22 protein-coding genes and 1 riboswitch are annotated in these 22,103 nt (G+C 33.6%); of the genes, 2 read left to right on the top strand and 20 right to left on the bottom strand.

Annotation, left to right across the window (positions count from 1 at the left end; all coding sequences use genetic code 11):
- Positions 1-145: 145 nt before the first annotated feature.
- The 3 genes from BR65_RS02480 to dapB form a co-directional block, all read right to left on the bottom strand.
- On the bottom strand, positions 146-748 hold the full coding sequence (locus BR65_RS02480; protein ID WP_023177739.1) for a nitroreductase family protein: 603 nt from the start codon (positions 746-748) through the stop codon (positions 146-148).
- Between the two features lie 162 nt (positions 749-910).
- Complete coding sequence (locus BR65_RS02475; protein ID WP_023177737.1) at positions 911-2,116, bottom strand: CCA tRNA nucleotidyltransferase; 1,206 nt, start codon at positions 2,114-2,116, stop codon at positions 911-913.
- Complete coding sequence (dapB, locus tag BR65_RS02470) at positions 2,113-2,904, bottom strand: 4-hydroxy-tetrahydrodipicolinate reductase (protein ID WP_034536546.1); 792 nt, start codon at positions 2,902-2,904, stop codon at positions 2,113-2,115. Before dapB ends, BR65_RS02475 begins: the two co-directional genes overlap by 4 nt.
- 210 nt (positions 2,905-3,114) lie before the next feature.
- Here dapB and BR65_RS02465 point away from each other — a divergent pair, with 210 nt between their 5' ends.
- Positions 3,115-4,005 (top strand): YitT family protein, encoded by an 891-nt coding sequence (locus BR65_RS02465; RefSeq protein WP_023177734.1) that lies wholly within the window; start codon positions 3,115-3,117, stop codon positions 4,003-4,005.
- On the opposite strand, the gene BR65_RS02460 is transcribed toward BR65_RS02465, so the two are convergent.
- Complete coding sequence (locus BR65_RS02460; RefSeq protein WP_023177732.1) at positions 4,002-4,577, bottom strand: ReoY family proteolytic degradation factor; 576 nt, start codon at positions 4,575-4,577, stop codon at positions 4,002-4,004. The two genes, BR65_RS02465 and BR65_RS02460, sit on opposite strands and share 4 nt — an antisense overlap.
- Before the next feature lie 47 nt (positions 4,578-4,624).
- The gene (locus tag BR65_RS02455) at positions 4,625-5,908 is read right to left on the bottom strand and encodes a tetratricopeptide repeat protein (RefSeq protein WP_244877141.1); all 1,284 of its coding nucleotides are present in this window, start codon (positions 5,906-5,908) and stop codon (positions 4,625-4,627) included.
- A 297-nt stretch (positions 5,909-6,205) separates the two neighbouring features.
- Between BR65_RS02455 and BR65_RS02450 the strand changes: the two genes are divergently transcribed.
- Positions 6,206-6,505 (top strand): hypothetical protein, encoded by a 300-nt coding sequence (locus BR65_RS02450; RefSeq protein WP_034536543.1) that lies wholly within the window; start codon positions 6,206-6,208, stop codon positions 6,503-6,505.
- 164 nt (positions 6,506-6,669) lie between these two features.
- Here the strand turns inward: BR65_RS02450 and BR65_RS02445 are convergent, their stop codons facing one another.
- The 15 genes from BR65_RS02445 to lysA all read right to left on the bottom strand — a co-directional run bounded on the left by BR65_RS02445 (position 6,670) and on the right by lysA (position 21,783).
- Positions 6,670-6,945, bottom strand: coding sequence for an HU family DNA-binding protein (locus tag BR65_RS02445; RefSeq protein WP_013710665.1), 276 nt, complete (start codon positions 6,943-6,945; stop codon positions 6,670-6,672).
- Between the two features lie 274 nt (positions 6,946-7,219).
- Positions 7,220-8,533 carry a ribosome biogenesis GTPase Der gene (gene der, locus BR65_RS02440; RefSeq protein WP_023177727.1) on the bottom strand — a complete coding sequence of 438 codons (1,314 nt, stop codon included), beginning with the start codon at positions 8,531-8,533 and terminating at the stop codon, positions 7,220-7,222.
- Between the two features lie 189 nt (positions 8,534-8,722).
- A complete protein-coding gene (rpsA, locus tag BR65_RS02435) occupies positions 8,723-9,943 on the bottom strand; it encodes a 30S ribosomal protein S1 (protein ID WP_023177725.1) in 1,221 nt (406 codons plus the stop codon).
- Between the two features lie 102 nt (positions 9,944-10,045).
- Positions 10,046-10,723, bottom strand: coding sequence for a (d)CMP kinase (cmk, locus tag BR65_RS02430; protein ID WP_023177723.1), 678 nt, complete (start codon positions 10,721-10,723; stop codon positions 10,046-10,048).
- A gap of 90 nt (positions 10,724-10,813) precedes the next feature.
- Positions 10,814-11,434 (bottom strand): LysM peptidoglycan-binding domain-containing protein, encoded by a 621-nt coding sequence (locus tag BR65_RS02425; RefSeq protein WP_034536542.1) that lies wholly within the window; start codon positions 11,432-11,434, stop codon positions 10,814-10,816.
- A 64-nt stretch (positions 11,435-11,498) separates the two neighbouring features.
- Positions 11,499-12,944, bottom strand: coding sequence for a RecQ family ATP-dependent DNA helicase (locus tag BR65_RS02420; RefSeq protein WP_034536540.1), 1,446 nt, complete (start codon positions 12,942-12,944; stop codon positions 11,499-11,501).
- Entirely contained in the window at positions 12,941-14,008 is a 1,068-nt protein-coding gene (locus tag BR65_RS02415; protein ID WP_034536538.1) for a YpbB family protein, read from the bottom strand. Before BR65_RS02415 ends, BR65_RS02420 begins: the two co-directional genes overlap by 4 nt.
- Before the next feature lie 168 nt (positions 14,009-14,176).
- The gene (locus tag BR65_RS02410; protein WP_023177715.1) at positions 14,177-14,758 is read right to left on the bottom strand and encodes an ECF transporter S component; all 582 of its coding nucleotides are present in this window, start codon (positions 14,756-14,758) and stop codon (positions 14,177-14,179) included.
- 137 nt (positions 14,759-14,895) lie between these two features.
- Positions 14,896-15,019: riboswitch (FMN riboswitch) on the bottom strand.
- 79 nt (positions 15,020-15,098) lie between these two features.
- Entirely contained in the window at positions 15,099-16,895 is a 1,797-nt protein-coding gene (locus BR65_RS02405) for a sensor histidine kinase (protein ID WP_034536536.1), read from the bottom strand.
- Between the two features lie 8 nt (positions 16,896-16,903).
- Positions 16,904-17,629, bottom strand: coding sequence for a response regulator transcription factor (locus tag BR65_RS02400; protein WP_023177711.1), 726 nt, complete (start codon positions 17,627-17,629; stop codon positions 16,904-16,906).
- Positions 17,630-17,885: 256 nt separating this feature from the next.
- Entirely contained in the window at positions 17,886-18,620 is a 735-nt protein-coding gene (locus BR65_RS02395; RefSeq protein WP_023177709.1) for a pseudouridine synthase, read from the bottom strand.
- A 25-nt stretch (positions 18,621-18,645) separates the two neighbouring features.
- Complete coding sequence (scpB, locus tag BR65_RS02390) at positions 18,646-19,224, bottom strand: SMC-Scp complex subunit ScpB (RefSeq protein ID WP_034536535.1); 579 nt, start codon at positions 19,222-19,224, stop codon at positions 18,646-18,648.
- Position 19,225: 1 nt separating this feature from the next.
- Positions 19,226-19,999, bottom strand: a complete 774-nt coding sequence (locus BR65_RS02385; RefSeq protein WP_023177705.1) for a segregation/condensation protein A — start codon at positions 19,997-19,999, stop codon at positions 19,226-19,228.
- Complete coding sequence (locus BR65_RS02380) at positions 20,000-20,407, bottom strand: GNAT family N-acetyltransferase (RefSeq protein ID WP_034536534.1); 408 nt, start codon at positions 20,405-20,407, stop codon at positions 20,000-20,002.
- Between the two features lie 62 nt (positions 20,408-20,469).
- On the bottom strand, positions 20,470-21,783 hold the full coding sequence (lysA, locus tag BR65_RS02375; protein ID WP_034536533.1) for a diaminopimelate decarboxylase: 1,314 nt from the start codon (positions 21,781-21,783) through the stop codon (positions 20,470-20,472).
- Between the last annotated feature and the right edge of the window lie 320 nt (positions 21,784-22,103).

Here is a 22,103-nt window from a genome sequence, read left to right as displayed (position 1 = left end):
CCATAAAATAAATAGATGTAAATAAAAAAGATTGTTAATTGTGATTTTTTTAACAAGACGAAACAAAAAAAGGAATAGGAAGTTCACCAAATTCCTATTCCTTTTTTTATTTCTTGATAGACCACTCGTTTTAACTCATTAATGATTAGTTAAATACAAGAACTCTTTCAGAATCATCCATGTATTCTTTTTCACCAGCTGGAGCTTCAATTGAACCGATCGGCATTTGACCAGTTAATTTCCAGTCTGCAGAAAGATTCCATTCTTTTTGAACAGCGTCATCAATTAACGGGTTGTAATGTTGTAAACTTCCGCCAATATTTTCAACAGCTAATGCTGTCCATACAGAGTGTTGTGCAATCCCAGTAGATTGTTCAGACCAGATTGGGAAGTTATCTGCGTATAATGCGAATTGTTCTTGTAACGCTCTTACAATACTTGTATCTTCAAAGAATAAAATTGTTCCGAATGCTGCACGGAAGCTGTTTAATTTTGCTTTAGTTGGAGCAACATCTTGTCCTTCTGGAATAGCTTTAATTAAAGCTTCTTCAGTAATGTCCCAAAGTTTGTTGTGAGCAGATCCAAATAATACTACTGCACGTGAAGTTTGTGAATTGAATGAAGATGGACTTTCTTTAATTGCTTTTGCAACTAATCCAACAATTTTATCTTCAGATAAAGAAACATTTTTTCCTAAAGAATAAATTGAACGACGTTCTTCTAGTAATTTTGTGAATTGGTTTTCCATAATTTAAAATTCCTCCTTTAATTAACTTACTTTCTTAGTATAGCAACTTATTTTTAGTGCGTAAACCTTTTTTCTTACTATTTGTAAAAAAAACGAATAAAAATAAGTAGAATTAATTTTTAAACGAATTCTACTTATTTAAACTGAAAACTGATTATAAAGTTAGTCTTCTAGCTTATATCTATTAGTAACCCATTTTAATAATTCTTGGCTTTCATTAGAAACTTCATTCTTTAAAATAGCTGACTCTATTTCGGTCATTAACTCTCCGAGCCATTTTCCTGGCTTTTGGTTCAACACTGTTTGTAAATCATTCCCGTTAATCTTCATTTCATTTTTAGTATAAATTGGCAGTTCTTCGTACATCTTTTTTACAGCCTCAACATCAACTGCAAATCCTAAGCAACCTATCATTGTTTCAACATCCAATGCTATTTCCAAGCCCGTTTGATACAAGACCTGACGATCAAAAGGCTTTTTCAAGCGATGATTTAAAGCAAATAAAGCTAGTTTCACTTGAGTCATTTCTTTTTTTGAACATTTCCATCCTCTTAAAAAAGCTTCTGCTTCATCGGTTGTTTTTTTCAAAAAGTGAAGGAGTAAGGTCCAAGCTATCAGACTATTATCGATAGAACAATCTAATTGAGCAAAGTTTTTCAACTCACTTTTATGCTTATTTAATCCTGGACAATAGGAATAAAGATTTGTTTGAATAAACAATTCTAAGCCTTTTTGTCGTCCACTTCCTTGAAGAAGCTTTAAAAACTCAACTTGAATTCGTTCAACAGCTATTTTTTCTAACAAAGCATGATGCTTTTGAATAGCCCGTTCCGTTTCCGTTTCCATATCAAAATTTAGTTGACTGACAAAACGTACTCCACGCATCATACGTAAAGCATCTTCAAAAAAACGTTCTTCAGGAATACCAACCGCTTGGATAAGTTTCTTTTCTATATCCTTTTGTCCATTAAAGTAATCAATAATTTCACCATTGCGATTCATAGCTAGTGCATTAATCGTAAAATCACGGCGTTTTAGATCTTCTTTTAATGAGCGGACAAATTCAACGTTATCAGGTCGTCTAAAGTCTTGATAAGTAGATTCAGTTCTAAATGTAGTAATCTCATACGTTTCGTCTTTCCATAGAACCATTACGGTTCCATGTTCTATACCAATATCAACGGTCTTTTGAAAAATCTTCTTGATTTCATTGGGTTTTGCACTAGTCGCAATGTCTACATCATTAATGGGTTTATTTAATAATGTATCTCGAACACTACCGCCTACAAAATAGGCTTCATAACCAGCTTCTTCAATTTTATCAATAATAGGTAATGCTTGTTTAAATTGGTGATCTAACAGAATCATAAAAGATTTTCCAATCCATAGGCTAACTCTTTCAATAACATAACCTTTTCACAACCCAAAGCAACACCAGTCATAAATGAAGAACGATCAAATGAATCATGACGAATCAACAAACCTTCGCCTACACTGCCAAATTGGACCTGTTGATGAGCTATTAAACCAGGTAAACGAACACTATGAATTTTCATGCCTTCGTAATCTGCTCCTCGTGCACCTTTAATGGTTTCTTTTTCATCTGCATTCCCTTGTTGATGGTATCCGCGTTCTGCAAAAATCATTTCTGCAGTTTTTATTGCCGTACCACTTGGAGCATCTAATTTCTTATCGTGATGCATTTCTGTTATTTCTACATCCGGAAAATATTTAGCTGCTTTAGCAGCAAATTCCATCATCAAGACAGCCCCAATAGCAAAGTTGGGAGCAATTAATCCACCAATGTTTTTTTCTTTAGCTAATTGTTGCACTTTTTTAACATCGCTTTCAGAAAAACCGGTTGTGCCCACAACTGGACGAATATTATGTTCTAAAGCAAAACAAGTATTTTTTAAAGCAACGTCTGGTATAGTGAAGTCGATCCATACATCTGCTTGTACCTCTTTAACCAATTCTTCTTTATCTTGAAAGACACGTACATCTCTAGTCGAAAATTGATTTAACTCATTTAAATTTTTTTCGGTAGCATGAGGGTCATATACACCTACTAATGCAAATTTTTCATTTTCTATTACCATTTTTGTAGCAGTCATTCCCATTTTCCCTTTAAAACCTGCAACTACTATATTAATCATGCTCTTCTTTCCTCTCGCTCGGCTTTTACCGCTAATTTAAATGATGATCTGACATTTTAATTAGTGATGTCAAATCGTTTTTTAAGCGTTCCACTCAAATAGACACTCACTCTCTAAGTCTACCAAAAAGTGAGAAGGTTGCAAGACTTGTTGCTTGTTTTTAAAAAAAATTGTATTCTTTATAAGATGAAATAAGTCAGGAGTGTGGGTATGGTAAACGAAAAAATAGCAGTAAAAGATATACTTATTATAACAATTGGTTGTGCACTTTATGCATTCGGACTAGTGTACATAAATATTGCAAACGAATTAGCTGAAGGTGGAATGACAGGTATTTCTCTTCTCTTGAGGTATTGGTTTCATATTGACCCAGCTCTTTCTACCTTATTATTGAATATTCCAACTATTCTAATAGGATGGAAAATGTTAGGCAATCGTTCATTGATTTATACTATTTATGGAACAGCAATGCTGTCATTCTTTTTATACATTTGGCAACGAACTTCTATCGTGATCAACTTGGAAAATGATTTATTTATTGCTGGTATTTTAGCAGGCCTATGCGGCGGTATAGGCAGCGGTATGATTTATCGTTCTGGAGGAACCACTGGAGGAAGCGACATTATAGCCCGCATTTTTGAAAAGAAAAAAGGCATTTCAATGGGAAAAACCCTACTGATATTTGATATATTCATCTTAACTTTGTCTCTTTCATATATTGATCTGCCTCATATGATGTATACGTTACTTGCTTCCTATGTTTTTTCTAAAATAGTGGACTTCATGCAAGATGGTTCTTATGCTGCAAGAGGGCTATTGATCATCTCAGATAAAAATGAAGCTATAGCAGAAAATATTATGACTGAAATGGAAAGAGGTGTGACCTTCTTCAAAGCTGAAGGCGCATATTCCAAAGAAGAAAAAAAAGTCTTGTATTGTGTTTTAGGTAGCCATGAAATAGTTGTGGCTAAAAAAATCATTCATGAAACTGATCCAAAAGCTTTCCTTTCTCTTCTGACTGTCCATGAAGTTTTAGGAGAAGGATTTTCGTTTGACACTAAACCTAAACAATCTTTCTTCACAAAAAAAGCCAAACCTTAATGGTTTGGCTTTTTTTGTTCATTCTTCAGATCATCTTCAATTTCTTTCAATTGTTGCGACAATTCAATGAATCGTTCTCGATCCTCTTCTTCTAATGACACATCAATTTGATGTAACGTATGCTGTTTGCGTTCAGTTAACGATAACGTTTCAAGAGCTAACTCAACTTCCCGAACGAGATTTATGCTGATCGTTTCATTCCATTTATAATAAGGGTTATCTTCTAAGACAGTAAGGTATTCTGAAAATTTCCAAGGCTCAGAAAATACTAATTCAATGTACATTTCTTCTTTCCAATTCAACCTCACTTCATGAAAGGCTTGTTCTGGATCACTAAACACTGTGCCACTTTTATAAAAAAGAAAAGGTTCACTATCCATTCCCATAGCAGACATCATCATTCCTCTTGGGGTTTTTTCAGCTGCCTCAATAAAATGAACTTTGTTTAGTACACTATCATGATTTAGCAAATAGTTTAAAATCCACATTGATTCACGTCTTTTTAGTTGGTATCTATCTAAAAACCAACCTAAAAAAGCCTTTTTAGCTTCTACAGAAATTTGGATGTTCATATGAAAACCTCCTTGTCTTACCCTTTTTCTCATTATAACTTAATCTTTTAATAGTTGCTATTTATTTCATCTAGTATTTCTAACATTTCTGCATCAGCTGCATCAAGAATTAAGTAATCATTTAATACATCTTTTATGATCGTCCGTTCTCCTTCTTCGCGAAGGAAATAGATATAGGATTTTAAGAAATCTTTATTTTGACGAAAAGCTGGATATGCTTTTTGATAAGCTGTACTTGCTGCGCTGTATTCTTCTATTCCTTCATTTGCTAATGCTAAGTTCCAATAAAATTGAGGGTCAACTTCATTTTGAACGAGTATTTTTTGAATTAATTCAATGGTTTCGTCGTATCGATTTTGCTGCAACAGTAGATTTGTATAAGATAATTGGACACTGGCGTTTTCAGGAACAAGTTGAATAGCTTGTAAATAATAATCTTCGGCAAGAGTTTCATCTTCCAGCTTAATGGCAATACCTGCCCCATAATAAAATAGTTCATAATTGTATTGATCCACTCTTAGACCTTCTTTAATCGTTTCTAAGGCTTTATCAAGCTCATTTTCTTCTTCATGACCTTTAGCTAAATAAGGATACAAAGTCGTGTAATTTGGATCTAATTCTTTTAACTGATTCAATGTTTCAATTGAACGACGGTATTGCTTGTCTTGAAGATATGAAAAACCAAGTTGAAACAAGGTATCGACATTTTCTTTTTCTTCCAAACTTTGTTCTAAATACAAGATGGCTTGTTCTAAATCACCTAAAGCGCTATAAGAACTGCCACATCTAGAAGCAAGATTTATACCAGAAAATTCTGTAAGTCCTTGAACCATTAATTCTTCGTAACCATGAATGGCTTGAGCATATTTCCCCATTGAAAAATGCAGTTCTGCTAGAGCAAAGTCGATAACAGGCTCATCAGGCACGATTTCTTTCGCTTTAAGCAGCTTTTGTTCACTTACTTCGTAAAGTCCTTGGACTTGATAAAGATCTGCCAAAACAAGCAAAGATTGAGGATAAACAACACTTGCTTCTGTAATTTCTAATAACCAATCCATCGCTGCTTCTAATTCGTTTGATTCAATCGCAATTTCAGCTAAGTTTACTTTTAATTCATCATCTTCGGGATAACGTTCAAGCAGCTGTAAACTGATTTTTTCGGTTTCTTTTAAAAATCCTAATTGATAAAGAGAATCTGCCAATAAATAAAGTTCTTCATCTGTATCTTGTTTTAAAGCTTGTTCAAAATAATTCATCGCTTCTTCTAACTCATTTTTTTGAAGTGTATCAATCATCTTTTGTCCATATGACATGTCTAAAACCTCTTTCATTTTACAATCTTCTTTATACTTTATTTTACCATAAATTAAGCTGTTTAAACCTTAAAGTATATTGTTTAAAGTACAGAACAAGACAACTAAATAATGCCGATTATACCTAACAAATAATTATTTCAACTTTATACACAGCTACTCTTCGATAAATAATAAATAGTTAACTGTCATTTTTTTACCACAAAGTAGTTCTATTTTTGTATACGCTCTTCAACTATTAATACTATTTTCTTGTACCCTATGAGTTCACATTTCTGTCACATTATGAGATAATACTAAAAAGGAGGTGCTGTTGTGAAGTTAATTATTACATTTCTTGATGGAGAGAAGCTTGAATTATGTGACTCTTCAATTATAAATGGCTATATTAATATTGAACAGCCCGATAAAGAATTTAAACTTGAAAAAATTTTTTCTACTTCATTTGATGCTGGCTATACAAATGAAGCTTCTTTAGTTGCTACAAAAACACCTCAATTAGGCTATGCGAGCCTTATAAATGAAGTAGAATGGATTTCAGTAGGAAGCAATACTGATTTTTCTACATTTTACAAAACTACGTCTATAAAATCTATTTCACGTAAATTACTCTAAGAATCTAATCCACTTAACCTGCTGTCTATATAACAAAAATAAAAATCAAACGATACCTTAAACTAGCAGAGTCTAATTTCTGCTAGTTTTTTGCTAGTTTTTTTTATCATCTGCCTTATAAAACAGCAAAAACCCCTGACGTATCAGGGGTTTTAAGTACTGTACTATTTAACTGCGTCTTTAAGAGCTTTACCTGGTTTGAATGCAGGTACTTTGCTTGCAGCAATTTGGATTTCTTCCCCTGTTTGAGGGTTACGACCTTTACGTGCAGCACGATCGCGAACTTCAAAGTTACCAAAACCAATAATTTGAACTTTTTCACCTTCACTTAATGAAGTTTGAATTGATTCAAAAACAGCATCTACTGCTGAAGTTGCATCTTTTTTAGTAAGACCTGTTGAAGTAGCAACGTTTTCGATTAATTCTGCTTTGTTAGCCATGTGTATTTCACCTCCCTCGGAAAGAAGAATTGATGCATTATTTTTTAGCAAATAAACATCATTTAGACATTTTTGAGTGGCCCAAAAATGACTTATTGCGAAATGTAAAATTAGTAACTCTAAATGACATTTCATTTAAAAAGATATCATACAAATACTGATACTGCAATGATTTTTACTGTTTCAGCAGATATTCTTATCCTTTTTTTAAATATTTAATAAATTATTTGAAACCGCATAAGAGTTATGTTAAAATGCTTGGATTTACTTATTCTTATTTCCTTCTTCTCGTAATAAGATGGATCGGTGTTCCTTCAAAAGTGAAAGCATCACGAATTCGATTTTCCAAGAAACGTGAATAAGAAAAATGCATCATTTCCGGTTCATTAACAAACACTACAAAAGTTGGAGGTTTAACAGCCACTTGAGTAGCATAGTAAATACGCAATCTTTTCCCTTTATCTGTTGGAGTAGGATTCATAGCAACTGAATCTAAAATCACTTCGTTTAGAACAGATGATTGAATACGTAAGTTTTGATTCATACTTACTCGTTCAATAATTTCAGGCAATTTATTCAAGCGTTGTTTTGTTAAAGCAGACACGAAAATAATAGGTGCATAACTTAGATACAAAAATTCGCTTCTAATTTGTTCTTCAAATTTTTTCATTGTGTGATTGTCTTTGTCAAGAGTATCCCATTTGTTAACAACAATAATGATCCCTTTTCCTGCTTCATGAGCATATCCAGCAACCTTTTTATCTTGCTCTCTAATGCCTTCTTCAGCATTCAACACAACTAAGACGACATCTGAACGTTCGATCGCTCTAAGGGCTCTTAAAACACTATATTTTTCAGTATTTTCATATACCTTACCCTTTTTACGCATTCCCGCTGTATCGATCATGACAAACTCAGATCCATCTTCGCCAACAAAAGCAGTATCGATTGCATCGCGAGTTGTTCCTGCAACACTTGAAACGATTACTCGGTCTTCTCCCAATATGGCATTTACAAGTGAAGATTTCCCAACATTTGGTCGGCCGATCAAACTGAATTTGATAACAGAATCATCGTACTCTTCTTCTGAATCATCTGGAAAATGACTAATAGCCGCATCTAGCAGATCCCCAATACCTAAACCGTGACTTCCTGAAATAGGGAAAGGTTCCCCTAATCCTAAAGCATAGAAATCAAAAATATCGTTACGCATTTCTGGATTGTCTACTTTGTTTATAGCTAATAAAACTGGTTTTTTTGTACGATAAAGAATTTTAGCTACATTTTCATCTGCATCTGTTATGTGTTCTTTTACACTTGTGATAAAAATAATCACATCTGCTTCTTCCATAGCTATTTCAGCTTGGTGTTTAATTTGTTCTAAAAATGGTTCATCACCTAAATCGATCCCGCCTGTATCAATCACGTTAAATTCTTTTCCTAACCATTCTGCTGGCGCGTAGATACGATCACGGGTTACCCCTGATACGTCTTCTACGATTGAGATACGTTCTCCAACGATACGATTAAAAATAGTTGATTTTCCTACGTTAGGGCGACCAACGATGGCTACAACTGGTTTTGCCATTGTTTTTGCCTCCTTTTTTATATTCTCTTGTAAGTTTATAGAAATACCTTAAAACATGCAAGCTTTTGCTTAAGGAATAAGGTAAACTCTCATAAATGCCTTATTGATTCGTCATATTTTTATTCATTTACGCAAAAAAAAAAGAACATGGGAACAGAAGTGACTCACATGTCCTTTTTAAACAATAAATTAGTTGTCTTCATTTGTAGTAATATCAGATAATTGATCTCCAAGAATATCTCCTAAAGTAAATCCTGTATCTTCTTCAGGCAAATCATAGTTCGTTTCTTCTTGTTTTTCTTTTGGCTGATTAGGCTTTTCTTCTAAAGCTTTAATACTTAGAGAAAGGCGTTGATCAGTTGGGTTTACTTCTAACACTTTCACTTTGATCTCATCACCTTCGCTTAGAACTTCATGCGGTGTAGCGATATGATTGTGTGATATTTGAGAAATATGAACCAACCCTTCAACTCCTGGGAAGACTTCAACAAATGCCCCGAAACTTGTCAGGCGTTTAACCAGACCATCTAAAACTGATCCTGCTGCTGCACGTTCTTCAATATTATCCCAAGGTCCTGGTAATGTTTCTTTAATAGAAAGTGAAATACGTCCTTCTTCTTCATTAACAGAAAGAACTTTCACATTTACTTCTTCTCCTACTGTCAATACATCAGCTGGATCTTTTACATGTTCATAAGCTAGTTGAGAGATATGAACTAATCCATCTACGCCACCAAGGTCGATGAAAGCACCAAAGTTAGTTAAACGAGCAACTTTTCCTTTTACAGTATCGCCTTCAACTAAATGACTTAGCAAATCTTTTTTCTTATCTTCATTTTCAGCTTCCACCACTGCTTTATGAGAAAGAATCAATCGATTTTCACTCGGTTCGATTTCAACGATTTTAAATTTCAATGTTTGTCCTTTATAGCTAGAGAAATCTTCTACAAAATGAACATCTACCATAGAAGCAGGTACGAATCCTCTGACCCCAACATCTACAACCAAACCACCTTTTACAACTTCTTTAACTGGTGCTTCAATGATGGTTCCTTCATCGTATTCTTTTTGAATTTTTTCCCAAACTTTTTTAGCATCGATACGACGCTTAGATAGCAAGTAGCTGCCGTTTTCTTTTTCTTTAATTTCTTTTATCACCACTAAATCAACAATATCTCCCACGTTTACAATATCTGTAACGTTCTCAAATGGTGCAGCTGATAACTCATTGTTAGGAATGACCCCTTCAACTCCTCCACCGATAATGCCAACTATAGCTTGTTTGTTATCTTGAATAGTTAATATTTCACCTTTAACAGTATCACCAATATTAATTTCTTGAACACTGTTCATTGCGTCCATCATTGATTCTTGTTCTTCAACTTCATGGTTTTTTTCATTTTCCGTCATATGTTTGCCCTCCTATAACTAGCCAATAAAATTCTTTCTCCTTATATTTTAACCAATATTTCAAAATATTGCCACCAAAACGTTTGAAAAATAAGAAGTACTCTATTTAGTCAGCTTAGTTTGGATGATTTCTCTAATTTTTTCTACAACTTGCTCAATAGATAAACTAGTTGTATCTAAGCGAACAGCATCCTCAGCTTGAATTAATGGTGAAACTTCACGATGCGAATCTTTGTAATCACGCTCAGCTATTTCTTGCTTTAAAACTTCTAATGAAGTAGGTATACCTTTGCTCAAGTTTTCTTTGTATCGTCTTTCAGCACGTTCCTCGACACTAGCAACAAGAAATATCTTTACTTCCGCAGTTGGCAAGACCGCTGTTCCGATGTCACGGCCATCCATAACTACACCACCACGATCAGCTATTTCTTGTTGCCTTTTCACTAATTCTTTTCTAACTTCTCCATGGGCTGAAACTGCGGAAACTGCATTTGTTACATCAGATAAACGAATAGCATCCGTAACTTCCTCACCATTAACAAATACTTTTTGATCGCCTTTGTTTGGTTCAAAAGAAATGACCATTTCTTTTAGCAATTGGACTAATTGTTTTTCATCCGTTACTGCTGTCTTATTTTGGATAGCTTGATAGGTTAGTGCACGATACATTGCACCAGTATCGCAATAAATATAGCCCAGCTCTTTTGCTACTATTTTAGCAACTGTACTTTTTCCGGCAGATGCTGGGCCATCAATAGCGATTTTTATTGTTTTTTCCAATGTGTCATCCTACTTTCTTTTCATATTAAAAAGGCTAGGTTACCCTAGCCTTCCTGCTTGCCGCTAATCAGTATGCGGCTTTATAGACTATTATTTCACTTTTAAAACTGTTCCAACACTCACAGAATCTCCTGATATACCATTCAATGTTTTTAATTCATCAGTTGTCATATTGTGATTTAATGCAATTCGGTATAGGTTATCTCCAGCTTTAACAGTATAAGTATTTGTTACTTCTTCTGGTTCAGGTTCAGGCTCTGGTTCTGGCTCTACAATACTTTCAGGTTCTTCAATAACAGGTACTTCTGCAGGTTGTGACTCAGGTTCTTCTACTTCTGCAACTTGACTTTCAGACTCAGAGGACTCCTCTTCGCTGCTTACGCTTTCTGAAGAAACTTCTGATTCAGGCTCTTCTGAACTAGTTAATTCACTGCTACTGTTTTGTGTAATGATCATTCTTTCTTCAGAAGATTTTTGTTCTTTACTGCTGTCATTGCCTTCATTTGACCACCAAGTATATGCTAGACTTGGCAAAATAATAATAAGTGCTAAGAAAATAAGCAATGACGTTATGACAGGATGGACACTTTTCTTTGCCTTTTTTCTTGCAGTTCTTGAGTATTTATCATCCACTAAACTATTATCATCATCAAATTTTCGATCCCATGCTTTTTCTTTTTTTGGATTGTTTTTAGAATTTTTCTTACTCATATTTTAGTACTCCTCCTAAACAAAACTCAGTTTTATTGTATCATTTTTGGATAGAATTGTCTTATTAATTTCCAATTAAAAACAATTCCTTTAAGATTTCTTCCCAATTTTTTTCTGTTTCTGATTCTTTTTTTTGTTTCAAGTCATTTTTTTCATAAAAATCAGCTAATTCTAGATGACAACTAGAACAGCATTGAGACGGTTTATCTTCTAAACGTTCATCAAAGTAATGTAAAAGAAAAGCTCTCTTGCAACTTGCTGTCTCAGCATAATCAATCATGTAATACAGTTGTTGCTGTTTAGATACTTCTCTACTTTTCACTTGGCTTTTTGCTGCTTCAATGGGAATATTGGCATTTAAATAATTTTCTATCAGCACCTTTTGAACAGGACTGCAACTTCCCTCTAATACCTTCCCTTTTCTATAGCTATATTCCAGCATATCAATCGTGGGCAAACTCGACTCCTGTAATCGAAATTGAATGATACCATCTCCCTTTTCATATAGCAAAAGAGCTAAACTCGGTTTTCCGTCTCTTCCGCAACGCCCAACTTCTTGTAAGTAGGCTTCTGGACTGCCCGGCAAATGATAGTGAATAACAAAACGAATATTGCTTTTATTGATACCCATCCCAAATGCGCTTGTAGCACAGATAATATCAATTTCATCATAGATAAACTGTTGCTGGATCTTAATTTTATCTTCTGCTTCTATATCGGAATGATAACTCTCTGCAGTGATCGTCGTTTCTTGACGGATCAATTCAGCAGTTTCGTCTGCTGTTTTTTTACTAGAAAAATAAATAATACCTGGTTTCTTTAATTTTTGAACTTGTTTTAATAATTCTTCATTTTTATTATGATCACAAATTTGAGTATAAAAAGCGATATTAGAACGATCCACAGAATAAATAATCTGCTTTGTTTTTTCATTATTAATCTGCAACGATGTCAAAATCTCTTCTCGAACGCGTTGAGTAGCAGTGGCTGTCAATGCCATTGTTAAAGGAAAATTTAATTGTCGGCGAATAAGACCTAAATCGAGATAATCAGGTCTAAAATCTAATCCCCATTGAGAAATACAATGAGCTTCATCAATTGCAAAAAGACAGATAGGCACTTTTTTCAAACTCGTTATAACGTATTCTTGTCGCAACATTTCTGGTGAAAGAAAAATAAATTTATAGTCAGATAAATGCTTTAACACCCAATCTTTTTCGCGTACATTCATTAAACTGTTAATAGCAGCTACTCTTTTTTCGCCATTTAATTTTAATTGTTCCACCTGGTCTTGCATCAACGATAATAAAGGCGAAACAATGATTACTAACCCATCTAAACAATACCCAGTTAATTGGTAGCAAATCGATTTTCCTGTCCCTGTGGGCAGCATAATCAACGTATCTTTACCTTCTAAAGCTGCTAATACAGCTTCTTCTTGCCCTTCTCTAAAAGAAGTGTATCCAAAATAATTCTCTAAGTTTTGTTTTATAAGGTCTTTATTGGTCACACAGTCCGACTCCTTTCGATTTGAATCAATCTGTACCATGAAAAAGGAATCTGCGGCATTTCTTTTTTCAAATCCTCATATGTTATTCCTTCATTCTCACTAAATAACGCACATAATCGTTGGTAGTCTTCTTTTGGTATAAAGTTAGAAACATCAAAATTTGGAAAAATAATAGCTAATTCAATAATGTGTTCTGAAATTGTATTTACCTTTAATCTTCTCTCTAAAGCTATTTTTTCTATAGAGTAACCTTTTTCTAAATAATATGCAGTTGACCTAGCACTTAGACTAAGACTGCTGTAACGGTCTCCTTTACATTCTTGATAAATTAAATAAAATAAAGGGAATGTTTCTTTTTCACTGACCACTTTATTTAGTAGTTGACTAATTGTATTTTGTACTAAAAAAGCTAATTCCATTTGATCTAATCCATATTTAACAGCTAATTGTGTACTGGTTTTTCCATTCTTTTTATGTCCCGTTAACTGTGATACTAAAATTTCTGCATCAAATGAACGGAACTCCTTTAATAATTGAATCCATTCTTTTCCAAATGAACTACCCAATTCTTGTCTTTCTAATGGACTATTTTTCAACCATTTTTTTAACCATAATTGTGTCTTCCATTCCTTTTCTATTGGTAGATAATGATTATTTTGGTAGCGTAATTCCGAAAGAACTTGGGTTGAAAATAAAATTTTTCTCCAAAATTCTTTAGTCACTTGTCCGTTTAGCAGTTGATTAATATTTTTAGGATAAAAATGTTTTGAAAAATAAAGGTCTAATTCTTCTTTAGCCTGTTTACAAAGGTAGTACTCTTCGTTATTTTCACTGGCAGTAATCCAGCCTTTTTCAATAAATTCTCGAACCATATTGTCATACTGACCACGGTTTAAATTAGGAAATACCGAAAAAAAAGGGATCGCGTGATAAACATGCGCCTTAAACAAAATGGAAGCTGTTCGTTTACCAACCAAAATGTGATACAGCGTGGCCGGTTTTACTGGATAGTCTATAGAATACAATGAAAGGCAAAAATACTGATAGTACAACGATTGTTCCACGACATTCACCCTCATTCTGATTACATAAAAAAAGCAGCTATTGAAAGCTATTTATTGTTAAATCTAATATACCAAAAATAACCATTTTTAGGGTATAGTTTTCAAAATTTTAAAAATTATTAATAAGAAAGCAAAAAAAAATCGCAAAATAAATTGCGATTTCCTTTTTTATTTAGCACTGATTTTAGTTAATTGATTGCGTTGCAACCAAGTTTTTAATTTGGCGTATAACATAATAAAGACTGTACTTACTATTGCGCCTTTTATGATATTAAATGGTATAACACCCATTAAAATGTAATCTCTGATAGGCCCTACACTAAAGTTTAATACTTTTAAATACAATGGAAGCAAGAAAAAGTAATTTACAAGTGACAAAATGACAGCTAATGACAGTGACCCAACGATATTTGCAAAAATAATCGTTTTAGTATTGTTAACCTTTGATTTCATAATCAAATAAATCGGCAACGTATACGCGACTGAAGCTATAAAACTCGCAGTATCCCCAATGGGATATCCTGCATCACCGCCAGTTTGAATATAATGGAGCAATGAGCGAATAAACGCCACCATAGTTCCACCAACTGGACCGTATAAAAACATGCCAATCAAAACAGGAATATCACTAAAATCAACTTTTAGAAATGAAACTCCTGGAATTATTGGAAAACCAAATGAAATCAAAATGGTTGCTAGAGCAGCCAACATGGCGATTCCTACCATTTTCTTTGTGTTACTTGTTTGCATAAAAATCCTCCTAAAAGGATTCATCAGCCTAGGCATTACATGAGTCTATTCAAATAAAAACAATATAAAAATGCCCGTCTAAATTATCTTCAGATAATTAAACAGAGCATTTGAACAATTACAACTATTCAAATAAACCCCATCTTCTTTATCCAGACTTTACTGTCGGTACTGGAATTTAACCAGTTCAACCAAATAATGCTATTTAGCTCGTGGACTATACCACCGGTCGGGAATTTCACCCTGCCCCTGAAGACGAATCTTTATATTTTTTTAACAAGTTCATTGTATAACATGAGAAGAAAAAAAGCAACACTTTCGCTTACTTTTTATTAGCATATTAATCTAAATAGGGCAAATGAACGATAAATTTCGTTTGTTCATTGACAATACTCTGTACTTCGACAAATCCACCATGAGCTTCTATTATATTTTTTACAATGGATAAGCCAATACCTGTACCTGTTTTATCGCCTTTCATTACAGTTCTAGATTTATCTGCTTTATAGAATCGATCAAAAATATAAGGTATATCTTCTTCTGGAATCCCTGTTCCATTATCAATGACCTCAATTAAGACTTCATCCATAATCTTGTCTAAATGCACAAAGATTTTCACTTTTTTATGTTCTCTATTGACCATACTAGTATGCCTAATAGCATTATTGATTAAATTTACAAAAACTTGACTCATTTTATCTTCATCCATGTAGTAAGAATCTAAATTAGGATCAATTTCTAATTCTAAGCGAATATTATTTTTTTCTGACATTGTGGCAAATCGAGTAAACAGTTTATTAAAAAAGCCTTCCAAATGGACATCCAATTTTATTAAGTTAATAAAACCCGCTTCCATTCTAGAACTATCGAGCATTTCATTTACCATTCGATTCATTCTCACGGATTCTTCACCGATTATTTTTGCCATTTCTTTTTTCTCATCTTGAGTTTCAGCTATATCATCTAAAATTGCCTCACTGTACCCTTGGATCATCACCAAAGGCGTTCTTAACTCATGAGAAATATTATTAATAAAGTCATTTCGCATAATATCAAGACGTTTTTCTTTTGTAATATCTTGAATAGAAACTAATACACCACGAACACTGTCTAAATTTTCATCAAAAAGTGGAATCAACGTTATATTATAATAATAGTCATCAATATTATTATCATAACTTATTTTCTCAGGAAATCGTATAATAGAATCAATTCGATATTCCAACAGATCAGGTATAACCGTTTTCATTACTTGATCTGTTTGGTATAAATGCTGTAAGAATTCATCTCCCAAAGGGTTTGACATTAACAATGTTTTATCTTGATTATAATACAATACCCCTGTAGAAATGGATGTCACGATATTTTCTAAAAGTTCTTTTTCTTGTCTAGTAGCTGCTCCAGTTACTTCTAATGATTTGCCCATTTTATTCATAGCTAAGGCTAACTGAGCTAACTCATCTTTGTAAGTTGACTGTGCTTGTTGAGTGAAATCATTTTTAGCATAATCATATGCGATATCTCTTAATTGAGTTAACGGTCTGCCAAATCTACGTTGGAAATAATAAAACAATAAAATTCCTATAATAATGTAAAAAATAACATTAATAGCTGACCACACTTGCATCTTGTTATGCGTGCTGCTTAAAAACGACAAATCGCCATAAATGTAAAGCTTGCTTTCTTGACCATTAAAAGTAAAATTTTGGATTTTAAAAATATACGGTATACTCGGTTTACCATCTAATTTTATCTCGTCTTTAACAAGCGTATTTTCCCCATTTTTCAACTCATTTTCGACTTCACCATTTGCCTTGATAGTTGTAAAGTCATTGGATTGATCATCCATTTTTACATTTGAAGAATAGCTAATAGGCTCATCATTTTGTGTGATCACTAAAGAAAGATGGTCATCATAAGATCGAATTTTATCAATATTTTCAACCAAAAAATTTGGATCCTCTTCTAAAAGATTGGTTATAGAGTTAATTGAATGTTCAAAATCATTGATGTAACTTTCTTCTATATTGTTTGTGTATAACTTTTCGTATACTTGGTTCGTAGTAAAAAAACAAATGCCGATAGCCAACATCGTTACCACCCAAGTACGAGTAACTAAACTATTTAATTTAAACATATTTCAACCTACTTTTCAGATTCTTCAGGAAAAGAATTAAATTTATAACCAAGTCCCCAAACAGTAACAATCATTTTTGCAGCTGCCTCTGAATGTTTAGTTAATTTTTCTCTGAGACGTTTGATATGAGTATCTACTGTTCTCAAGTCCCCGAAAAATTCGTATTTCCATACTTCTCTTAATAATTGTTCTCTTCCAAAAATTTGATCAGGAGATTGCGCTAAATATAATAACAAATCATATTCTTTTGGTGTTAAATTAACAACATTTCCATCAGCCAACACACGATGAGATTGGTCATCGATTTCAAAATGCGGCATTTCAATTAAATCAGGATTGGCTTTTTCTTTCGGTTTGCTGCTTTGGGTTCTTTTTAGAATAGCTGAGACTCTTAAAACTACTTCTCTTGGACTAAAGGGTTTCACGATATAATCATCTGCTCCAACCTCAAATCCTTCAATGCGGCTTATTTCTTCGCCTTTAGCTGTTAACATCATAATTGGAGTAGTCTTACTCTCTCTTATTTTTTCAGCAACTTCAATACCATCCATTTTTGGCAGCATTAAGTCTAATAAAACTAAATCATAATCATTTTCTAGAACCATTTTCAATGCATCTTCCCCATTGTCAGCCTCAGAAATAACATAGTTTTCTCTTTCCAAATACATTTTTAATAGTCTGCGAATTCGATCTTCGTCATCTACTACTAATAGATGCATTACATCATTTTCCATTTATTACACCCCATCATTTCCATTAGCACGTTTTGTTACTGATTTTTTCGTATAAGACCAGTATACACAACATTTGTTCAAAGTTTCAACTAATACATTTGATTCTTCTGCAAAAGCTGAAACACTTGTAAAACTAATTCTATTATATGTAAAAAACGCTTCACTCTATTTAGACCATTGGTTGAAGTTCATTTACTTCAATACTCTTAAAAAAATAGAGCTGGAGTATTTAAGTCCATGCTCTAAGAAATTGCATTTAATTAGTTGTATCATTTTGAGTTGCTGCATTACGCAATTGATAGATTTCAAATGTTTTTAATTCGCGCCATTCACCTGGTTGCAAACCATCTAACGTCAGCGTACCATACGATTCTCTTTTAAGTTTTTCAACCGGATGTCCAATAGCTTGGAACATATTTTTAACTTGTCTGTTACGACCTTCGTGTATAGTTAACTCTACCATAGATATGTCTCTAGACCTGTCTGCTGAAAGAATTTTTGCTTTTGCTGGTGCAGTCTTTTTGCCTTCAACAACTACCCCTTTTTCTAATCTATTCAAAGATTTCCGATCAATCATACCTTTAACTTTCGCAACATAAGTTTTATCTATTTGATGTTTAGGATGCATCAGTAATTGAGAAAGTTCTCCATCATTTGTTAAGATCAAAGCGCCTGTTGTATCGTAATCTAAACGACCAACCGGATAAATACGTTGTTCTATATTTGGAAATAAGTCTGTCACTACTGGACGATCTTTGTCATCTGAAACTGCCGTGATCATATTTCTAGGTTTATTCAATAAGAAATAAACCGGTTCTTCTCTATAAATTGGAACACCATCTACTTCAATTAGATCTGAATTCCCTACTAAAACACCCATTTCCTTTACAACAGTTCCATTTACTCTAACATGACCTTTAGAAATAAGTTCTTCTGATTTACGTCTTGAAGCTACTCCGGCATGAGCCAAAACTTTCTGTAATCTTTCCATAATTTCTCCTTAGTATTCTCTATTTTTATTCATTTTCAAATTGTTGATTAAACCGTTCAAAAAATAAATCGGATTCTTTTTCAGTATTTTCCGTTTCTAATTCTGTTATTTCTGGTAAATCAGACAACTCTTTAAGACCAAAATAATCCATAAAATAATCAGAAGTTCCATATAAAATAGCTCTTCCTGGTCCTTCTACCCGTCCTTTAGGTTCAATAAGCCCTCTAAGCGTTAATTTTTGCAATGCTCCACTTGTTTGGACTCCACGGATCTCATCGATCTCCATCCGCGTTAAAGGTTGCTTATAAGCTATTATTGCAAGTGTTTCCAACGCTGCTTGTGATAAATTAGTTGTTAATGGTGAGATCGCATATTTTTTTATCACATCTGCATACTCTTTTTTAGTAGCCAATTGATATTGGTTCCCAACCTCAAGAAGCATTAACCCTCTTGAAGTCGCTTCTTCATAATTTTTTTGAAGGCGCATCAGGAACTGATAAGCTTGCTGAGTTGAACAGTCTAAGATAGTAGAAATTTCTTCTAAAGACATCCCTTCATCCCCAGCTACAAAAAGAAGTGCTTCAATTGCTGCTAATTCATCCATACTACTCATCACCTGTTTCTTTTGATTCTGATGGATAGACAATAATATCTCCATACGTGACTTCTTGCTGAATAAAAACATTTTTTTCTTTTATTAATTCAAGCAAAGCCATAAACGTTGTTACCATCTCATTTTTTGTAGGAATATCAAATAGCCCAGTAAACAAAACACCTTGGTTTGCAATGGTACTTCGTAATTTCCCCATAATAAAATCCATTTTTTCATTAATCGTTGTTTCTTCTGCTCTAATCGTTGTTTGCAGTGGTATTTTCTTCATTTTTTTATTAAACATATCTTGAAAAGCTGCAACTAAATCAAACGTACTGATTTGAAGAGGCTCCAATGGAACTTTTTCTTGTAATGATTCTAGGTTAGTAGGTTCCTTTGAAAAATATTGGCTTCGTTCTTCTTCTTTTACTTTTAACAAAGCTGCTGCCGACTTATATTTACGGTATTCCAATAATTGCTCTACTAACGCATCTCGAGGATCTTCACCGGATTCAAAAAAAACTTCATCTTCTGGATCAGCATTCATTTCTTGTTTAGGTAAAAGCAATTTACTTTTTATTGCCATTAAAGTTGCTGCCATAACTAAATAATCTCCAGCAATATCTAATTGCAATACTTTCATTGCTCGGATGTAATTTAAGTATTGTGCTGTAACTTCAGCAATTGGGATATCATAAATATCAATCTCTAAGTGTTTGATCAATTGCAATAATAGATCTAATGGTCCTTCAAATGCATCAATTTTTATATTTATATCGGATGACATTTAATCCTCGCCTTTTTCATCAGTCAATAAAATAGACTGTTGGTCCTTTTTACTTTTCTCTTGCTCCCATTTTGCAATTAAAGAGGCGGTTTCTAACGTTCCCATTACTTTTTTCTGAGGGAGTCGTTTTTCTAATGCTTCTAAAATTTTGTAACTGATTCCTTCATTTCTGAATGAAGGGTTAATAGAGATATGTCTTACTAATATCATATCGTTTCCAATCTCAACACCTATTACAGCTATGATATCTTGAGTTTCTTCACTCTTCCATAAATAAAGTTTGTAGTTTTCTTTACTTTGGTACCAATCCATTTCATTCTGCAAACGCGAAACGTCTTTTAAGTCCGGAACAAATGAGAGCAATCCCATTGAAATTTTTTCATAATCATTTTTGTAATCGAGTAACATAGTATCCTCCTAGCGCTCTAAGCTTGCAACATCAGAGTATTAGTGTTTTTTATCTCTTTAAATTAATATAGAGAGCGTTCTAATCTCATTAAGTCTGCATAACTTTCTCGCTTAATAGCTAAAAAATCTTTTCCATTTTCAACAAAGATGACTGGCGGTCTTGGAATACGATTGTAATTACTAGCCATCGCATATCCATAAGCTCCAGTACTAAAGACTGCTAAAACATCTTTGTCATCTGCTTTTGGCAGCGGCAGATCCCATATCAACATATCACCAGATTCGCAGCATTTTCCTGCTATAGAATAGGTTTCTTCTACTGCATCCTCTACACGATTGGCTAAAACGCCCGTATATTTTGCATCATAAAGCGCGGGTCTAATGTTATCCGTCATTCCCCCGTCGATAGCTAAATAATTACGAACATCTGGTATGATTTTTTGTGAGCCAACTTGATATAAGGTGATCCCCGCATCTCCAACTAAACTGCGTCCTGGTTCGATCCAGATCTCAGGCATCGGTAATTGAACTTTGGTTGTGACAGATTGGACTTCATCAATTAAATTATTGATATAATCTTCTATGGGTAATGGCTCATCTTCAGATGTATACCTAATCCCAAAGCCTCCGCCAACATTTAATACCCGCAAGTCAAATCCCATAGCGTCATGCCATTCTTTTGATTGCATGACTAATTTATCAATGGCCAGACTAAATCCTTCTGTTTCAAAAATTTGTGATCCTATGTGGCAATGCAATCCCATTACATCAATATATGGCATCTGCATAGCTAATTGCAAAGCTTGTTGAGCTTGTCCATTATTAAGGTCAAATCCAAATTTAGAATCTGTTTGCCCAGTTGTAATGTACTCATGTGTATGAGCTTCAACTCCTGGAGTTACTCTCAATAAAATCGACATATTTTGCTTGCGTTGATTTGTATAGTGATTTAATTTTTCTAATTCATAAAAATTATCTACTACAAAGCAGCCGATATTATAATCCAATGCAGCAAAGATTTCAGCATCTGATTTATTATTTCCGTGAAAATGAATTTTTTTACTAGGGTAATCAGCTTGGATAGCTGTAAAAAGTTCTCCTCCAGAAACCACATCTAAAGACATTTCTTCCTTGGCCATTAATTGATAAATAGCTAAACAAGAAAAAGCTTTACTTGCATAGGCTACTTGTGCTTTGATTTTTCTATCTTGAAAGGCTTTTTTAAACATTTGTGCTTTGTGTTTAACCTGAGAAATATCATATACATAAAGAGGCGTTCCATATTTTTCAACTAATGAAATAGTGTCTATACCACCTATTTCTAAATGGTTAGCTTTATTTATTTTCATTGTTCCTGTTAGTAATCTTTCGTCCATTAACTATCCTCATCTCAGTTTTGCTTGTTTTTTGCTTTACTTACTTTAACACAAAAAAAAGCTTTTCTCAATGTGATCAATAGTGCCTATTTGCGGGTCTATAAATTTTAATGTTGATAGATTATTCAAAATACTCACCAAACATTTCTGGAGTAATAGGGTTGCTTGTAGCCCTGTATAGGATTCAATGAGAATTATAAACCGTTAGCGCTTCAGCGATTAGGGTTTATTTGAAGCTTGAAAGCCTGTAAGACTCCAGGCTTACAGGCGGTCCCATGGCTCCACAAGCAAACCCGTCCATTCCAGAAGAAATTTTTTTG

The organism is Carnobacterium inhibens subsp. inhibens DSM 13024 (assembly GCF_000746825.1).
In the GTDB taxonomy this organism is placed as follows: domain Bacteria; phylum Bacillota; class Bacilli; order Lactobacillales; family Carnobacteriaceae; genus Carnobacterium_B; species Carnobacterium_B inhibens.
This window is presented reverse-complemented; position numbering and strand designations above follow the sequence as displayed.